Source organism: Brachybacterium subflavum, assembly GCF_009299795.1.
GTDB classification, from domain to species: Bacteria; Actinomycetota; Actinomycetes; order Actinomycetales; family Dermabacteraceae; genus Brachybacterium; species Brachybacterium subflavum.
This window is the reverse complement of sequence record NZ_VIGP01000003.1, coordinates 489,233-505,305: the sequence shown is the minus strand read 5'-3', so window position 1 is coordinate 505,305 and position 16,073 is coordinate 489,233. Positions and strand designations below refer to the sequence as shown.

The following is a 16,073-nucleotide window of genomic DNA, read 5'->3' as shown; positions in this document are numbered from 1 at the left end:
ACGGGTCTGTGCGCACCTGCGCCCGGGCACCAGATCGTCCACCCACTCATATCTGTCCCTACGGAGTTCCGACCTACATGACCGACACCACGACCCCCCAGATCGCCATCAACGACATCGGCGATGCCGATGAGCTCATGGCCGCCATCGACTCGACCATCAAGTACTTCAACGATGGCGACATCGTCGAGGGCACCGTGGTGAAGGTCGATCACGACGAGGTCCTGCTCGACATCGGCTACAAGACCGAGGGCGTCATCCCCTCGCGCGAGCTCTCGATCAAGCACGACGTCGACCCCGGCGAGGTGGTCGAGGTCGGCGACGAGATCGAGGCGCTCGTCCTCCAGAAGGAGGACAAGGAGGGTCGCCTGATCCTGTCCAAGAAGCGCGCCCAGTACGAGCGCGCCTGGGGCACGATCGAGCAGATCAAGGAGGACGAGGGCGTCGTCACCGGTCACGTCATCGAGGTCGTCAAGGGCGGTCTCATCGTCGACATCGGTCTGCGCGGCTTCCTCCCGGCCTCCCTCGTCGAGATGCGCCGCGTGCGCGACCTGCAGCCGTACGTCGGCCAGGAGATCGAGGCGAAGATCATCGAGCTCGACAAGAACCGCAACAACGTGGTCCTCTCCCGTCGCGCCTACCTCGAGGAGACCCAGTCCGCGGTCCGCTCGGACTTCCTGCAGACCCTGCAGAAGGGCCAGGTCCGCGAGGGCGTCGTCTCCTCGATCGTCAACTTCGGCGCATTCGTCGACCTGGGCGGCGTGGACGGCCTCGTGCACGTCTCCGAGCTGTCCTGGAAGCACATCGACCACCCGAGCGAGGTCGTCGAGGTCGGTCAGAAGGTCAAGGTCGAGGTCCTGGACGTCGACATGGACCGCGAGCGCGTCTCCCTGTCGCTGAAGGCGACCCAGGAGGACCCGTGGCAGCTCTTCGCCCGCACCCACGCCATCGGCGAGGTCGTGCCGGGCAAGGTCACCAAGCTCGTCCCCTTCGGCGCGTTCGTCCGCGTCGAGGACGGCATCGAGGGCCTCGTCCACATCTCCGAGCTGGCGCAGCGCCACGTCGACCTGCCCGAGCAGGTCGTGTCGGTCGACCAGGACGTGTTCGTCAAGGTCATCGACATCGACCTCGAGCGTCGCCGCATCTCGCTGTCGCTCAAGCAGGCCAACGAGGGCGTCGACCCCGAGGGTGACGACACCACCTTCGATCCGGCGCTGTACGGCATGGCCGCCGACTACGACGAGAACGGCGAGTACAAGTACCCCGAGGGCTTCGACCCGGAGACCAACGAGTGGCTCGAGGGCTACGAGACCCAGCGCGAGGAGTGGGAGGGCCAGTACGCGGCCGCCTACGAGCGCTGGACCGCCCACAAGGCCCAGGTCGCCGAGGCCATCAAGGCCGACGAGGAGTCCGCGAACCAGCCGGCCAGCACTTCCACCGCATCGACGAGCAGCAGCTCGTCCTCGCAGGAGTCCGCCCCGCAGTCCTCGTACCAGTCCGCCTCCTCCGACGAGGGCACGCTGGCCTCCGACGAGGCTCTGGCAGCCCTGCGCGCGAAGCTCACCGGCAACTGATCGGCTGATCACCGGCCCGGGCCGGCGGGGAGCACCCCCGCCGCTTCGGGGCCCGGAGCCCACGACGGGCGTCACCCCTGAGGGTGGCGCCCGTCGTCGCATGCGGGGGAGCGGGAGGTGGACGGCGCACCTGCGGACGAGCCGCAGGACAGGGCACACTAGGGGCATGACCACCGCTCTCGAAGACCACCCCGTCCACACCTGGCTCACCGACATGGACGGTGTCCTCGTCCACGAGCAGTCGGCCCTGCCGGGCGCCGCGGACTTCATCGCCGCCCTCCAGCAGTTCGACCGCCCCTTCCTGGTGCTCACGAACAACTCGATCTTCACGCCCCGGGACCTGCGAGCACGGCTCTCGCGCAGCGGCATCGACATCCCCGAGCAGGCGATCTGGACGAGTGCGCTGGCCACCGCCCGCTTCCTCGCCGAGCAGGCTCCCGGATCCTCCGCCTACGTGATCGGGGAGGCCGGTCTCACGAGCGCCATGCACGAGGAGGGCTTCATCCTCGCCGACACGGACGTCGAGTTCGTGGTCCTGGGGGAGACCCGCACGTACTCCTTCGAGTCGATCACCCGGGCGATCCGCCTCATCGACAAGGGCGCGAAGTTCATCGCCACCAACCCGGACGTGTCCGGCCCGAGCGCCGAGGGTCCGCTGCCGGCCACCGGCTCGGTCGCCGCGATGATCACCGCCGCCACGGGCATCCACCCGTACTACGTGGGCAAGCCCAACCCGCTCATGATGCGCACGGCCCTGAACCGCATCGGCGCCCACTCGGAGACCTCCGTGATGATCGGCGACCGGATGGACACCGATGTGAAGTCCGGCCTCGAGGCGGGCATGCGCTCCGTGCTCGTGCTCACGGGCTCGACGGCGCAGCGGGACATCGAGAAGTACCCGTTCCGGCCGACGACCGTGCTGCCCGGCATCTCCGACCTGGTCCCGCTCATCGAGCAGCTCACCCCGCACGAGGCCGTCGAGCTCGACGAGGACTGAGGGAGCGGGCGCCCCGGCGCCTCCCGGCTGGGACGGCGCGACTCGCGCCCACCTGCACGTGAGAGGATCGGGGTCATGCTGCGCTGGCTCACGGCCGGGGAATCCCACGGCCCCTCCCTCATCTCCCTGCTCGACGGCGTCCCCGCCGGGATCGAGCTGACCAGTGACGATCTGCGCTCCGCTCTCGCGCGCCGCCGCCTCGGCCACGGCCGCGGCAGCCGCCAGAAGTTCGAGCAGGACGTGGTCGCGATCCACAGCGGCCTCCGTCACGGCCTCACCCTGGGCTCTCCGCTCGCGATCGAGATCGCGAACTCCGAATGGCCCAAGTGGGAGAAGGTCATGTCGGCCGACCCCGTGCCGCGCGGGGACCTGCTGATCGACGCGGGCACGGGCGACGAGCGCGAGATCGCGCGCAACCGTCCCCTCACGCGGCCCCGCCCGGGCCACGCCGACCTCTCCGGCATGCTCAAGTACGGCTTCGAGGACGCCCGCCCCGTGCTCGAGCGCGCGAGCGCCCGGGAGACCGCCGCCCGGGTCGCCGCCGGACGCGTCGCCGCGGCCCTGCTCGAGCAGGCCGCCGGCATGCGCCTGGTCTCCCACACGCTGGCCGTGGGCACGGTGCGCGTCCCGGAGGACGCCGAGCTCCCCCAGCCGGCCGACTCCTCGCGCCTGGACGAGGACCCCCTGCGCTGCTTCGATCCCGCGACCTCGGAGGCCATGGTCACCGAGGTCGACGCCGCGAAGGCCGACGGCGACACCCTGGGCGGCGTCGTCGAGGTCCTCGCCTACGGGGTGCCCGTGGGTCTGGGGTCCCACACCCAGTGGGACCGCAAGCTCGACGGCCGGCTCGCACAGGCGATCATGTCGATCCAGGCCATGAAGGGCGTCGAGATCGGCGACGGCTTCACAACGGCCGCGCGTCGGGGCTCCCGCGCCCACGACGAGATCCTGCCCGCGCAGGACGCAGGGGAGGATCGCGAGTACCCGCGCGTGACCAACCGCGCCGGCGGCCTCGAGGGCGGCATGAGCAACGGTCAGGTCATCCGCGTGCGCGGCGCCCTCAAGCCGATCTCGACGGTGCCGCGCGCCCTGCGCACCGTGGACGTCACGACCGGCGGCGAGGCCACCGCGAACCACCAGCGGTCCGACGTCTGCGCCGTCGCGCCCGCCGCCGTGATCGCCGAGGCCATGGTCGCGCTCGTCCTCGCCGACGCCCTGCTCGAGAAGACCGGCGGCGACAGCGTCGAGGAGATCCGCGCCCACCTCGCCGAGACCGTCGCCCAGCAGTCGCGCCTCGGCGGCGCCCCGTCGGCGTGAGCACGGTGCCCACCGACCCGACCCCGGCGGCGGCCGCGCCCGGCGGAGAGGATCCCGTCCCCACGGCGCCGCGCGGTCCGCGCCTGGTGCTCATCGGCCCCATGGGCGCGGGGAAGACCACCATCGGCAGGGAGGTCGCGCGCCGGCTCGGCGTGCCCTTCGCCGACCTCGACGAGCTGATCATCGAGGCCGCGGGCCGCAGCATCCCGGAGATCTTCGCAGCCCAGGGCGAGAGCGCCTTCCGCGACCTCGAGGCGCAGGTGCTCGCCCTCGCGCTCGAGGCGCACACGGGAGTGCTCGCCCTGGGCGGCGGCGCCGTCGTCGCCGACGACTCGCGCGCCCTCGTCGCCGCCAGGCCCGCCGTGCTGCTCGAGATCGACGAGGAGACGGCCCGCTCCCGCGTGGGACGGGGCCGGGGCCGCCCGATGCTCGGCGGCGAGGACCCGCTGGGCCGCTGGCGCACCCTCACCGACACGCGCATGCCGCTCTACCGCGAGGCCGCGCGCTGGAGCATCGACGCGACCGACGGCGGGATCGACCAGATCGCCCGCCGCATCATCGAGACCCTGGGCGCCGAGCCGCCCGCACCGAAGGAGCACGCATGAGCCCCGAGAACCCCGCCGGCACCGACACCGCCACCAGCGGCGCCGATGCCGCCGACACCACCGTCATCCCCGTGTCCACGCCCACGGGCGGCTACGACGTCGTCGTGGGCCGCGGCCTGCTCGCGGACCTGCCGCAGCGCCTCCCCGCGCGCGCCCGCCGGGTCGTCATCGTCCACCAGCCCAGCCTGCGCACCGTCGCCGAGGAGCTGCTCGAGGCCGTCTCCGCGACCGACCGCTCCGCCTTCCTCGCCGAGATCCCCGACGGCGAGGAGGCGAAGACCGCGCAGGTCGCGGGCTTCCTCTGGCAGGTGTGCGGACAGGCGGAGATCTCCCGGAGCGACCTCGTGATCGGACTCGGCGGCGGTGCCGCGACCGACGTCGCCGGCTTCGTCGCGGCGACCTGGCTGCGAGGCATCGACGTGCTGCAGGTGCCTACCACGGTCGCCGCCATGGTGGATGCGGCGGTCGGCGGGAAGACCGGCATCAACACCGCCGAGGGCAAGAACCTCGTGGGCTCCTTCCACCCGCCGATCGCCGTGATCGAGGACCTCGACGTGCTCGCCGGGCTCGGCGCGCACGACGTCGCCGCCGGCCTCGCCGAGGTCGTCAAGGCCGGCTTCATCGAGGACACGCGCATCCTCGAAGTCGTCGAGGCCGACCCCGCCGCCGTGCTCGACATCTCCACCCCCGCCTTCCGCGAGATCATGGAGCGCGCGATCCGCGTGAAGGCCCGCGTGGTCTCCGCCGACCTCACGGAGACCGGGGAGCGCGAGATCCTCAACTACGGACACACCCTGGGACACGCCATCGAGCACAACGAGCGCTACCAGTGGCGCCACGGCGCCGCGGTGTCCGTGGGCATGATGTTCGCGGCCGAGCTCGCGCACCTCGCCGGCAAGCTCTCGGAGGCCGACGTGGACCGTCATCGCGACCTCCTCGTCTCCCTGGGGCTGCCCACGACCTACCGCGGCCGCCAGTGGCCCAAGCTCGAGGAGGCCATGAAGCGCGACAAGAAGTCCCGCGCCGGCCTGCTGCGCTTCGTCGTCCTGGACCGCATCGGCAGGGTCTCCCGCCTCGAGGGGCCCGACCCGGCGCTGCTGCTCTCCGCCTACTCCGCGATCGCCGAGGACTGAGAGCGATGGGGGCGACGGAGCGCGCCGCGCACGGCGGCGACGGGGCCGGCGGGGTCGTGCGCGTGCGCGGGATCGAGCTCGGCGCCGGCGTCCCCGAGATCATCGTCCCGCTCACCGGTGCGGACGAGCGCAGCGTGCTCGCCCAGGCCGAGCGTGCGCGCACGGCGCCGGCCCGGATCGTCGAGTGGCGCGCCGATCTCCTCGCCCCGTCGGCGCCCGCGGCCGAGCATCGCGAGCGCGTGCTCGGCGCCCTGCCCGCGCTGCGCGAGGCCCTCGCGCCCGAGCAGGCGCTCCTGCTCACCGTGCGCACCGCCGCCGAGGGCGGAGGACGGGCCCTCACGGACGCGGACCTCTCCGCGCTGCTGCGCGCCGGGATCGCCCTGCGGGGCGCGGACGGCAGTCCGCTCGTCGACCTGGTCGACGTGGAGACCGCGCGCGCGCCGGAGGCCGTCGGCGCCGTGATCGGCGCAGCCCATGAGGTGGGCGTCGCCGCGGTCGGCTCCTTCCACGATTTCGCCGCGACGCCCCCGCGCGAGGAGATCCTGGCGAGGCTGCGCGCGCAGCGGGCCCTCGGCGCCGACGTCGCCAAGATCGCCGTCACCCCGCGCACCGCGGACGACGTGCTCGTCCTGCTCGCGGCGAGCCTCGAGGCCGCGCGGGACGGGGCTGGACCCCATCTGGCGATCTCGATGGGATCCCTGGGAGCGGTCAGCCGCGTCGCGGCCGAGGTGTTCGGATCCTGCGCGACCTTCGCGACGGCGGGCGAGGCCTCCGCGCCCGGTCAGCTCGGGGCCGACGAGGTCTCCCGCATGCTCGGGGCGCTGCGCCCCTGAGGACGCTCAGCGGCGCTCGTCGTCCGCGGACGCGCCGGGCGCCCGCTCCTCTTCCGCCGGGGATCCCGGCGACCCGGTCGACGGGTCGTCCTCGGACGCCGGTGCCGGCTCGCCGTCCGCGAGGTCGGTCGGATGGTCCACCGGGTCCACCGGGTCCTCCGGCGGGAGGGCGGTTCCGACGCTCTCCCCGTCGCCGAGCGCGCGGCGCTCGAACTCCGCGGCGTCGTCGTCCGGGATCGTGGAGTCGTCCGCGAAGTCGTCGACCGACTCGTCCACCACCGGGATGGCGCCCGTCTCCAGGGCCACGCGGTGCCGCTCGTCCTTGCGCACCCGGCGCACGAGCGACTTCATCTGCGAGGCCGAGAGCGTCACCTGCCACTCGCCGTGGGAGGGCAGGTGCCAGCGGCGCCAGGCCGCGAGGCCCGCGAGCAGAGCACCCAGCGCGACCGCCGCGAGCACCCAGGCGGAGGGCAGCCCCAGCGCCACGACGCCCCAGGTCGCGACGGCCGTGACCAGCGCGCCCGTCGCGTACAGCGGGCCGCCGCCGAAGACCGCGGGGACACGCCCCACGAGCACGTCGCGGATCACTCCGCCGCCCACGGCGCTGGTGACGCCCAGCAGGATCGCCGGCAGCGGCTCGAGACCGTAGCCGATCGACTTCGCGGTGCCGGTCGCCGCCCACAGCGCCATCGCCAGGATGTCCAGGCCGGTGACGGCGCGGCGCCACCAGGTGGCCTCGGCCGCGATGAGGTAGGAGAAGGCGGAGCCGGCGAGGGCACACGCGAGATAGAGGGGTCCGTCGAACGCGGCGGGCGGGTCGACGCCGATGATGAGGTCGCGGACGATGCCTCCGCCGAGCCCGGCGACGATGCCGATGATCGCGAAGCCCACCGCGTCGAAGTTCAATCGGGAGGCGAGCGCACCCGCCGCGACACCCATGATGAACACGCCGGCCAGGTCCAGACCGCGGAGGAGGTCGTTGGTGACCAGCAGTTCGAGGGGATCCACGGACACGACCGTAGTATGCGCCGGCCCTCGGGGCGATGGGTCCCGGACGGGATGTGACGGCGATGACCGGCGTCCCCCGCGCCCCGTACGATCGGGAGCATGCACAGCCCGACCACCGGCGCGGCCCCCGCGCACGCCGCCGCCGACGCCGGCGACGACGGCCGCCGCGCCGCCCGCGATGCCGGCCGCGATGCGGCTCCTGGGCTCGTCCGCCTCGGCCTGACCGGCGGCATCGGCGCCGGCAAGTCGAGCGTCGCAGCGATCTGGCGGGAGGCCGGGGCCCCGGTGATCGATCTCGATGCGCACTCCCGCGCGGTGCTGGATCTCCCCGGCGAGGGCGTCGAGGAGGCCGTGGCCCGCTTCGGCGAGGAGTACCGCGCGCCCTCGGGCACGATCGACCGGTCGGCCCTCGCCCGTCTCGTCTTCGCCGACGCGGCGGCCCGCGCGGATCTCGAGGAGATCGTGCTGACGAGGGTCGATGCCGCCGTCGAGGAGGCGGAGCAGGAGGCCGCCGCGGCGGGGGAGCGGCTCGTCGTCCACGACAGCCCGCTGCTGCTCGAGAAGCACCACGAGGACGTGTACGCGCGCGTGGTTGCGGTGCTCGCCCCCCGAGAGGAGCGGATCGCCCGCGTCGTGCGCGACCGCGGCCGCGACCGCGCCTACGTCGAGTCCGTGATGGCGGCGCAGGCCACGGACCTCGAGCGGATCCGGCGCGCGGACCGCCTGCTGCTGAACAACGCCGACGCGGGCACCCTGCGCACGCGCTCGCTCACCCTCCTCGAGGACCTGCGCCGGGAGCTGCTCGACGGACCCGTCGTCCCGCCCGTCGGCCCCGCTTCGCGGACAGCACGCGTCCGCTCTCACACGCAGGATGTCCGGCCCGGGACGTAGGCTCGAGCCATGCGCCCCGTCACCGACCTCACCCGCTCCGTCAGCCCCTTCGAGGTGGTCTCCGAGTACCGGCCGTCGGGCGACCAGCCGCAGGCGATCGACGAGCTCGCGCGCCGGATCAACGGGGGCGAGCAGGACGTCGTGCTGCTGGGCGCGACCGGCACCGGCAAGAGCGCGACCACGGCCTGGCTGATCGAGAAGCTGCAGCGGCCGACCCTCGTGATGGCGCACAACAAGACCCTGGCCGCGCAGCTCGCGAGCGAGTTCCGCGATCTGCTGCCGCACAACGCCGTCGAGTACTTCGTCTCCTACTACGACTACTACCAGCCGGAGGCCTACGTCCCGCAGTCGGACACGTACATCGAGAAGGACTCCTCGATCAACGCGGAGGTCGAGCGCCTGCGCCACAGCGCCACGAACTCGCTGCTGACCAGACGGGACGTCGTCGTGGTCTCCTCCGTGTCCTGCATCTACGGCCTGGGCACACCGCAGGAGTACGTGGACCGCATGGTGCGGCTCAAGCGCGGCGACGAGGTGGACCGCGATGACCTGCTGCGTCGCTTCGTCGACATGCAGTACGACCGCAACGACGTCGAGTTCGTGCGCGGCACCTTCCGGGTGCGCGGGGACACCGTCGAGATCATCCCGATGTACGAGGAGCTCGCGATCCGCATCGAGTTCTTCGGCGACGAGATCGACGCGATCTACACCCTCCATCCGGTCACCGGCGAGGTGATCCGCGAGGAGGAGGACATCCACATCTTCCCGGCCTCGCACTACGTCGCCGGTCCCGAGCGGCTCGCGAGGGCGATCGACTCGATCGAGTCGGAGCTGGGGGAGCGGCTCACGGAGCTCGAGGGGCAGAACAAGCTGCTCGAGGCGCAGCGCCTGCGCATGCGCACCGCCCACGACCTCGAGATGCTGCGCCAGGTGGGCACCACCAACGGCGTCGAGAACTACTCGCGCCACCTCGACGGCCGCGGGCCCGGCACCCCGCCGAACACCCTCATGGACTACTTCCCCGAGGACTTCCTGCTGGTCATCGACGAGTCCCACGTGACCGTGCCGCAGATCGGGGCGATGTACGAGGGGGACCGCTCCCGCAAGCGCACCCTCGTGGACTTCGGCTTCCGCCTGCCCAGCGCCCTCGACAACCGCCCCCTGACCTTCGGCGAGTTCACCGAGCGCACCGGCCAGACGGTCTACCTCTCGGCGACGCCCGCCGACTACGAGCTGGGCCGCAGCGACGGGGTGGTCGAGCAGATCATCCGGCCGACGGGCCTCATCGACCCCGAGGTCGTCGTCAAGCCCGTCAAGGGGCAGATCGACGACCTGCGCGCCGAGATCGAGAAGCGCGTCGAGCGCGACGAGCGCGTGCTCGTCACCACGCTCACCAAGCGCATGGCCGAGGACCTCACCGACTACCTGCTGGAGAACGGGGTGCGCGTGCAGTACCTGCACTCCGACGTCGACACCCTGCGGCGCGTCGAGCTGCTGCGCTCCCTGCGCCAGGGCGAGTACGACGTGCTGGTGGGCATCAACCTGCTGCGCGAGGGCCTCGACCTCCCCGAGGTCTCCCTGGTCTCGATCCTCGATGCCGACAAGGAGGGGTTCCTGCGCTCGCGCACCTCCCTCATCCAGACCATCGGCCGCGCGGCCCGCAACGTCTCCGGCCAGGTGCACATGTACGCCGACACCGTCACGGACTCCATGCGCGAGGCGATCGACGAGACCAACCGCCGCCGCGAGAAGCAGATCGCGTACAACACCGAGCACGGCATCGACCCGACCCCGCTGCGCAAGAAAATCGCGGACGTCACGGACATGCTCGCCCGCGAGGACATCGACACCGACACCCTGCTCGCGACCGACTACCGCTCGGGCAAGGAGCGCGTCAGCCGCGACCGCGCCCGGGCGAACGTCGTGGACGCGGTCTCCTCGCGCTCGGTGGACCTCGGCGACGACCCGGTGGGCGCGCTCAGCGAGATGATCGACGAGATGACGGCCCAGATGCACCAGGCCGCGGAGACCCTGCAGTTCGAGGTCGCGGCACGCATGCGCGACGAGGTCCAGGAGCTCAAGAAGGAGCTCAAGCAGGTCCAGCGCAGCGCGTCCTGAGGTCGTGCACCACGCGCGTCACTTCTCCGCGGAGCGCTCCACGATCTGCAGGTCCAGCAGGAAGTCGACGTCGCTCGCGGGGAAGAGCAGACGGCCCGCCGCGTCGGCCGCCTCCTGCACGGCCCGGGCGGCGGCTTCTGCCTGCGCGGCGGGGGCGTGGACGATGACCTCGTCGTGCAGGAAGTAGGCGAGGTGCGCCCGACGCGAGAAGGCCGGTCCGGAGGGCGTCGCTGCCTGCTCAGCGTCCACCGAGTCGAACGCCGCGAGGGCGAGCCGCAGCCCCGCCATCCACGCGAGCGCCCACTCGGCCGCCGTGCCCTGCACGACGAAGTTCCGGGTGAACCGTCCGCGGTCGCGGGCAGCGCGGCGCGAGCGCTCCTGCTCGCCCTCCTGCGCATCGGGCGAGTTGGCCCGGAGCTGGGCCTCGGACCAGGCCGGGTCGGGAGGGGGAGAGGAGCGCCCCAGCCAGGTGGTGACTGTGCCGCCGCGCTCCCCGGTCGCGGCGGCATCGTCGACCAGCCGCATGGCGCGCGGGAAGCGCTCGCGCAGCCGCGGCACCACCCGGGCGCTGTCCCCGGTGGTGCCGCCGTACAGGGCGCCGAGCACGCCGATCTTCGCCTCCTGGCGCGTGGCGACGATCCCGGCGTCGACGATGCCCGAGTAGAGGTCCTTCCCCGCACCGGCCGCGGTCATCGCCCGGTCGTCGGACATGGCGGCGAGCACGCGCGGCTCGAGCTGGGAGACGTCGGCGCTGACCAGCCGCCACCCCGGGTCGGCTCGGAGGGACGGGCGCAGGCGCCGCGGGATCTGCAGGGCCCCGCCGCCGCTGCTCGCCCAGCGCCCGGTGACCACGCCGCCGGGCACGTACACGGGCCGGTAGCGGCCCTCGTGCACCCACTCCTCGAGCCAGTGCCAGCCGTTCGCCGTGAGCAGCCGCGACATCTTCTTGTAGCGCAGCAGCGGCTCGATCACGGGATGCTCGATCTCCTGGAGCTCCCACTGCGAGGTCGAGGAGACGTCGAGTCCCGCGCGCCGCAGCGCGCGCAGCAGGCGCGGCGGGGAGTCGATGCCCAGCAGCGGATCGCCCAGCGCGGTGCGGACCTCGGCGGCGGCCTCCGCCATCCGGGCGGGCACCTGGTCGCGGCGCGGGCGCGGTCCCAGGGCCTCGGCGAGGATGCGGTCGTGCTCGACGACGTCCCAGGGGATGCCCGCGGCGTGCATCTCCGCGGCCACGAGCGCACCCGCGGACTCGGAGGCGAGCAGGAGCCGCAGCCGCGAGGGCTCGGTGCTCCCGGCGACCGCCGCGCGCTGGCGGCCGTGCTCGGCGAGCACCTCGTCCACTCCCTGGGGGACGCCTCCCGTGCGGCCCGCCGCATCGAGATCGAACAGGGTCGCCCCGGGGCCGCGGCCCTCCCGCTCCGCCTCGACGAGGTCCTCGGGAGTCTCCCAGGCACGCGCCTCGATCAGCGGCGCCGCGTCCGCCTCGCGTACGAGCGCCGAGCGCGAGAGGATCGTGTGGGCGAGGCGCAGGTCGTGGCAGCGGCGCAGGCGCACCCCGGCGCGCAGCAGCGCGGGGCACCAGGTCGCGGCGTCCGGCAGCACCCAGCGCGGGGACGACGGCGGACCCAGGGCGGCGTCGCCGTCCCCGCCTTCGCCGCTCTCGATCTCGCGGGCCCGGTCGGGCCAGGCCTCGGCGGCGACCTCCTCGAGACCGATCCTCCGGCCCTCGGCGTCGAGCGCGACGAGCGCGATCCGCCCGTCGGCCGCCCGGGCGACGACGATCGACGCCGGCGGAGCTCCCCGCGCCGGTCCCTCGGGATCCGGCGCGGTCACCAGCCCCGCTCGCGCCAGTCGCCGAGCTGCGGGCGCTCCGCGCCCAGGGTGGTGTCGTCCCCGTGGCCGGGGTAGACCCAGGTGCTGTCCGGGAGCGCGTCGAAGAGGCGGTGCTCGACGTCGTCGAGCAGGGCGGTGAAGCGCTGCGCATCGCCCTGGGTCGCGCCGACGCCGCCGGGGAACAGGGAGTCGCCCGTGAACAGGTGGTCGCCGTCCTCGCCGCCGCGCCACAGCAGCGCGATCGAGCCGGGGGTGTGGCCGCGCAGACCGATCACGTGCAGGTCGTTCACGCCCACGCGGATCAGCGCGCCGTCCTCGAGGGGCTCGTCCGTCGGCGTCGGGATGTCCGGCGCGTCGGCGGCACCCGCGAAGGTGCGCGCGCCCGTGGCCGCCACGAGCTGGGCGAGGGCTCCCACGTGGTCGTGGTGGCTGTGGGTGGTGACGATCGAGTCGAGGCGGCTCGAGGGGGAGCCCTCGCGCACCAGGCGCAGCAGCCGCGGGAGGTCGGCCGCGGCGTCCACGAGGAGCTGCGCGCCGGACACCCGGCAGGTCAGCAGGTAGCTGTTGTTGTCCATGGGGCCCACGGACGACTTGCGGATCACGAGGGTCGTCATGCGACGGGTCGCCGTCGGGCCGTCGACCTCGACGTGGCCGTCGTAGGTGCTGCCGGCGTGGCCCCCGGTCGCGGAGACGACGTCCTCGTCCTGGGTCGGGGTGCGGTTCTTGGGCGCGGGGTGCTCGCTCATGCTCCTCAGTATGGCGCGCCGCGCTGATCTCTCCCATCGCGCGCCTCGCCACGCGAGAATCGGCCGACGGCGTCAGCGGACATGCGCGTGTCCGCGGAGCGCGGAATCGGGGTGGCAGCGGACTCACCGCGCGCTCGCGCGTCGGTCCCCGCTCGTAGGATGGGGCGTGTGAGTGACACCCTCCTGGTCCGCGGCGCACGCGAGCACAACCTCAAGAACGTCGACATCGAGATCCCGCGCGAGCACCTGATCGTCTTCTCCGGCCTCTCGGGGTCCGGCAAGAGCTCCCTGGCCTTCGACACGATCTTCGCCGAGGGGCAGCGCCGCTACGTGGAATCGCTCTCGGCCTATGCCCGCCAGTTCCTGGGGCAGATGGACAAGCCGCGCGTGGACCTCATCGAGGGCCTCTCCCCGGCGGTCTCGATCGACCAGAAGTCCACCAACCGCAACCCGCGCTCGACGGTCGGCACGATCACCGAGGTGTACGACTACCTGCGCCTGCTGTTCTCCCGCACCGGCGTCCAGCACTGCCCCGTGTGCGGGGCGCGCGTGACCAGCTCGAGCGCGGAGCAGATCGTGGACGTGCTGCTGGGGGAGGAGTCCGGGACCCGCTTCCAGCTGCTCGCACCCGTGGTGCGCGGGCGCAAGGGCGAGCACGCGGATCTGCTGAGCTCCCTGCGCTCGGAGGGCTACGCGCGCGCCCGCGTCGACGGCGAGGTGCGCCGCCTGGACGAGGAGATCTCCCTCGACAAGAAGTACAAGCACACGATCGAGGTGGTCGTCGACCGCCTGGCCGCGAAGCCCGACGCGCGCCGCCGCCTCACCGACTCCGTGGAGACCGCGCTGCGCCTGGCCGACGGCCTGCTCGTCGTGGACTTCGTGGACCGCGAGGCCGACGCCGAGGACCGCTCCCGCCGCTTCTCCGAGAAGCGCGCGTGCCCCAACGACCACCCGCTCACCCTGGACGACATCGAGCCGCGCTCCTTCTCGTTCAACGCGCCCTACGGAGCGTGCCCCGAGTGCACCGGCCTGGGGATGCGCCTCGAGGTCGACCCGGAGCTCGTGATCCCCGACGAGGACCTGAGCCTCGCGGAGGGCGCGATCGCCCCCTGGACGATGGGACACGCCGACCACCACCAGCAGGTGATGGCGGGCCTCGCCGAAGAGCTCGCGTTCTCCCTCGACACCCCGTGGCGGGCTCTGCCCGAGCGCGCGAAGGAGGCGCTGCTGCACGGCAACGACTTCAAGGTCCACGTGCGCTACCGCAACCGCTTCGGCCGCGAGCGCACGTACTCGACGGGCTTCGAGGGCGTCATCCACTACCTCGAGCGCCGCCACGAGGACACGGAGTCCGACTGGGCCAAGGACCGCTACGAGCAGTTCATGCGCGAGGTGCCCTGCCCCGCCTGCGGCGGCGCCCGCCTGCGGCCCGAGGTGCTCGCGGTCACCGTGGGGGACCGCTCGATCGCCGAGGTCTGCGACCTCTCGATCCGCGAAGCGCACGCCTTCCTCGGCGGCCTCGAGCTGGGCGTCAAGGAGGCGCAGATCGCCTCCGAGGTGCTGCGCGAGATCGAGGCCCGCCTGGGCTTCCTGCTCGACGTCGGCCTGGACTACCTGACGCTCGCCCGCGCGGCCGGCACCCTCTCGGGCGGGGAGGCGCAGCGCATCCGCCTGGCCACCCAGATCGGCTCGGGCCTGGTGGGCGTGCTCTACGTGCTCGACGAGCCGTCGATCGGGCTGCACCAGCGGGACAACGAGCGCCTCATCGGGACCCTCACGCGCCTGCGGGACCTCGGCAACACCCTGATCGTCGTCGAGCACGACGAGGACACCCTCAACGCCGCCGACTGGATCGTGGACATCGGCCCCCTCGCCGGGGAGCGCGGCGGCCACGTCATCCACTCGGGCGACCTCGCGGGCCTCAAGTCCAACCCCGAGTCCCTCACCGGCCAGTACCTCAGCGGGAAGCTCTCGATCCCCGTGCCGCCCGTCCGCCGGCCCGTCGACACGGAGCGCCGGGTCACGGTGCACGGGGCCCGCGAGAACAACCTCAAGAACGTCGACGTCTCCTTCCCGCTGGGCACCTTCACCGCCGTCACCGGCGTCTCCGGCTCGGGCAAGTCCACGCTCGTGAACGACATCCTGTACTCGGTGCTCGCCCGCGAGCTCAACGGCGCGCGCACGGTCGCCGGACGGCACAAGCGGGTGACGGGGCTCGAGAGCCTCGACAAGGTCGTGCACGTCGATCAGTCGCCCATCGGGCGCACCCCGCGCTCGAACCCGGCGACCTACACGGGCGTGTGGGACCGGGTGCGCACCCTGTTCGCCCAGACCTCCGAGGCGAAGGTGCGCGGCTACAAGGCCGGGCGCTTCTCCTTCAACGTCAAGGGCGGGCGCTGCGAGACGTGCTCGGGCGACGGCACCATCAAGATCGAGATGAACTTCCTGCCCGACGTCTACGTGACCTGCGAGGTCTGCCACGGGGCGCGGTACAACCGCGAGACCCTCGAGGTAGACTTCAAGGGCAAGAACGTCGCGGAGGTCCTCGACATGCCGATCGAGGAGGCCGTCGAGTTCTTCGACGCGGTGCCGGCGATCCGTCGCCAGCTGCAGACGCTCGACGACGTGGGCCTGGGCTACGTCCGCCTCGGCCAGAGCGCGACCACGCTCTCCGGCGGCGAGGCCCAGCGCGTGAAGCTCGCCTCCGAGCTGCACAAGCGCTCCAACGGACGCACGATCTACGTGCTCGACGAGCCCACCACCGGGCTCCACTTCGAGGACGTCCGCAAGCTCCTCGAGGTCCTGGGCGGCCTCGTCGACAAGGGCAACACGGTGATCGTCATCGAGCACAACCTCGACGTCATCAAGAGCGCCGACCACGTCATCGACCTCGGTCCCGAGGGCGGGGACGGCGGCGGCCGCGTGGTCGCCACCGGCACCCCGGAGGACGTCGCGCGCGTGGGCGCCTCCCACACCGGTCGGTTCCTGCTGCCGATCCTCGAGGCGGGGAGGCAGTGA

12 protein-coding genes are annotated in these 16,073 nt (G+C 72.7%); 9 read left to right on the top strand and 3 right to left on the bottom strand.

Annotation, left to right across the window (positions count from 1 at the left end):
• Window positions 1-77 precede the first annotated feature (77 nt).
• The 6 genes from rpsA to aroD all read left to right on the top strand — a co-directional run bounded on the left by rpsA (window position 78) and on the right by aroD (window position 6,459).
• Complete coding sequence (gene rpsA, locus FHG10_RS09365; RefSeq protein WP_152353037.1) at window positions 78-1,574, top strand: 30S ribosomal protein S1; 1,497 nt, start codon at window positions 78-80, stop codon at window positions 1,572-1,574.
• A gap of 166 nt (window positions 1,575-1,740) precedes the next feature.
• Complete coding sequence (locus FHG10_RS09360; protein WP_152353036.1) at window positions 1,741-2,571, top strand: HAD-IIA family hydrolase; 831 nt, start codon at window positions 1,741-1,743, stop codon at window positions 2,569-2,571.
• A 75-nt stretch (window positions 2,572-2,646) separates the two neighbouring features.
• Window positions 2,647-3,888, top strand: a complete 1,242-nt coding sequence (aroC, locus tag FHG10_RS09355; RefSeq protein ID WP_152353035.1) for a chorismate synthase — start codon at window positions 2,647-2,649, stop codon at window positions 3,886-3,888.
• The gene (locus FHG10_RS09350) at window positions 3,885-4,493 is read left to right on the top strand and encodes a shikimate kinase (RefSeq protein ID WP_227488151.1); all 609 of its coding nucleotides are present in this window, start codon (window positions 3,885-3,887) and stop codon (window positions 4,491-4,493) included. The genes aroC and FHG10_RS09350 overlap by 4 nt, the downstream gene beginning before the upstream one ends.
• Window positions 4,490-5,626, top strand: a complete 1,137-nt coding sequence (gene aroB, locus FHG10_RS09345) for a 3-dehydroquinate synthase (RefSeq protein ID WP_152353034.1) — start codon at window positions 4,490-4,492, stop codon at window positions 5,624-5,626. Before FHG10_RS09350 ends, aroB begins: the two co-directional genes overlap by 4 nt.
• Window positions 5,627-5,631: 5 nt before the next feature.
• Window positions 5,632-6,459: a type I 3-dehydroquinate dehydratase gene (gene aroD / locus FHG10_RS09340; protein WP_152353033.1), complete on the top strand. Its 828-nt coding sequence runs from the start codon at window positions 5,632-5,634 to the stop codon at window positions 6,457-6,459.
• A gap of 6 nt (window positions 6,460-6,465) precedes the next feature.
• Here aroD and FHG10_RS09335 read toward each other — a convergent pair whose 3' ends face one another.
• Complete coding sequence (locus FHG10_RS09335) at window positions 6,466-7,467, bottom strand: trimeric intracellular cation channel family protein (protein ID WP_152353032.1); 1,002 nt, start codon at window positions 7,465-7,467, stop codon at window positions 6,466-6,468.
• A 99-nt stretch (window positions 7,468-7,566) separates the two neighbouring features.
• On the opposite strand from FHG10_RS09335, the gene coaE reads away from it, so the two are divergent.
• Entirely contained in the window at window positions 7,567-8,358 is a 792-nt protein-coding gene (gene coaE, locus FHG10_RS09330) for a dephospho-CoA kinase (RefSeq protein ID WP_152353031.1), read from the top strand.
• 9 nt (window positions 8,359-8,367) lie between these two features.
• Entirely contained in the window at window positions 8,368-10,476 is a 2,109-nt protein-coding gene (gene uvrB, locus FHG10_RS09325) for an excinuclease ABC subunit UvrB (RefSeq protein WP_152353030.1), read from the top strand.
• An 18-nt stretch (window positions 10,477-10,494) separates the two neighbouring features.
• Here uvrB and FHG10_RS09320 read toward each other — a convergent pair whose 3' ends face one another.
• Both FHG10_RS09320 and FHG10_RS09315 read right to left on the bottom strand, forming a co-directional pair.
• A complete protein-coding gene (locus FHG10_RS09320; RefSeq protein WP_227488150.1) occupies window positions 10,495-12,309 on the bottom strand; it encodes a bifunctional 3'-5' exonuclease/DNA polymerase in 1,815 nt (604 codons plus the stop codon).
• The gene (locus FHG10_RS09315) at window positions 12,306-12,923 is read right to left on the bottom strand and encodes an MBL fold metallo-hydrolase (RefSeq protein WP_227488170.1); all 618 of its coding nucleotides are present in this window, start codon (window positions 12,921-12,923) and stop codon (window positions 12,306-12,308) included. The genes FHG10_RS09320 and FHG10_RS09315 overlap by 4 nt, the downstream gene beginning before the upstream one ends.
• A 300-nt stretch (window positions 12,924-13,223) precedes the next feature.
• Here FHG10_RS09315 and uvrA point away from each other — a divergent pair, with 300 nt between their 5' ends.
• The gene (gene uvrA, locus FHG10_RS09310) at window positions 13,224-16,073 is read left to right on the top strand and encodes an excinuclease ABC subunit UvrA (protein WP_152353028.1); all 2,850 of its coding nucleotides are present in this window, start codon (window positions 13,224-13,226) and stop codon (window positions 16,071-16,073) included.

What these genes read in the sequence shown, in the direction of transcription:
- rpsA (WP_152353037.1), top strand. Translation starts at nt 78, where the DNA reads ATGACCGACACCACGACCCCCCAGATCGCCATCAACGACATCGGCGAT.
- FHG10_RS09360 (WP_152353036.1), top strand. Translation starts at nt 1,741, where the DNA reads ATGACCACCGCTCTCGAAGACCACCCCGTCCACACCTGGCTCACCGAC.
- aroC (WP_152353035.1), top strand. Translation starts at nt 2,647, where the DNA reads ATGCTGCGCTGGCTCACGGCCGGGGAATCCCACGGCCCCTCCCTCATC.
- aroB (WP_152353034.1), top strand. Translation starts at nt 4,490, where the DNA reads ATGAGCCCCGAGAACCCCGCCGGCACCGACACCGCCACCAGCGGCGCC.
- aroD (WP_152353033.1), top strand. Translation starts at nt 5,632, where the DNA reads ATGGGGGCGACGGAGCGCGCCGCGCACGGCGGCGACGGGGCCGGCGGG.
- coaE (WP_152353031.1), top strand. Translation starts at nt 7,567, where the DNA reads ATGCACAGCCCGACCACCGGCGCGGCCCCCGCGCACGCCGCCGCCGAC.
- uvrB (WP_152353030.1), top strand. Translation starts at nt 8,368, where the DNA reads ATGCGCCCCGTCACCGACCTCACCCGCTCCGTCAGCCCCTTCGAGGTG.
- FHG10_RS09315 (WP_227488170.1), bottom strand. Translation starts at nt 12,923, where the DNA reads ATGACGACCCTCGTGATCCGCAAGTCGTCCGTGGGCCCCATGGACAAC.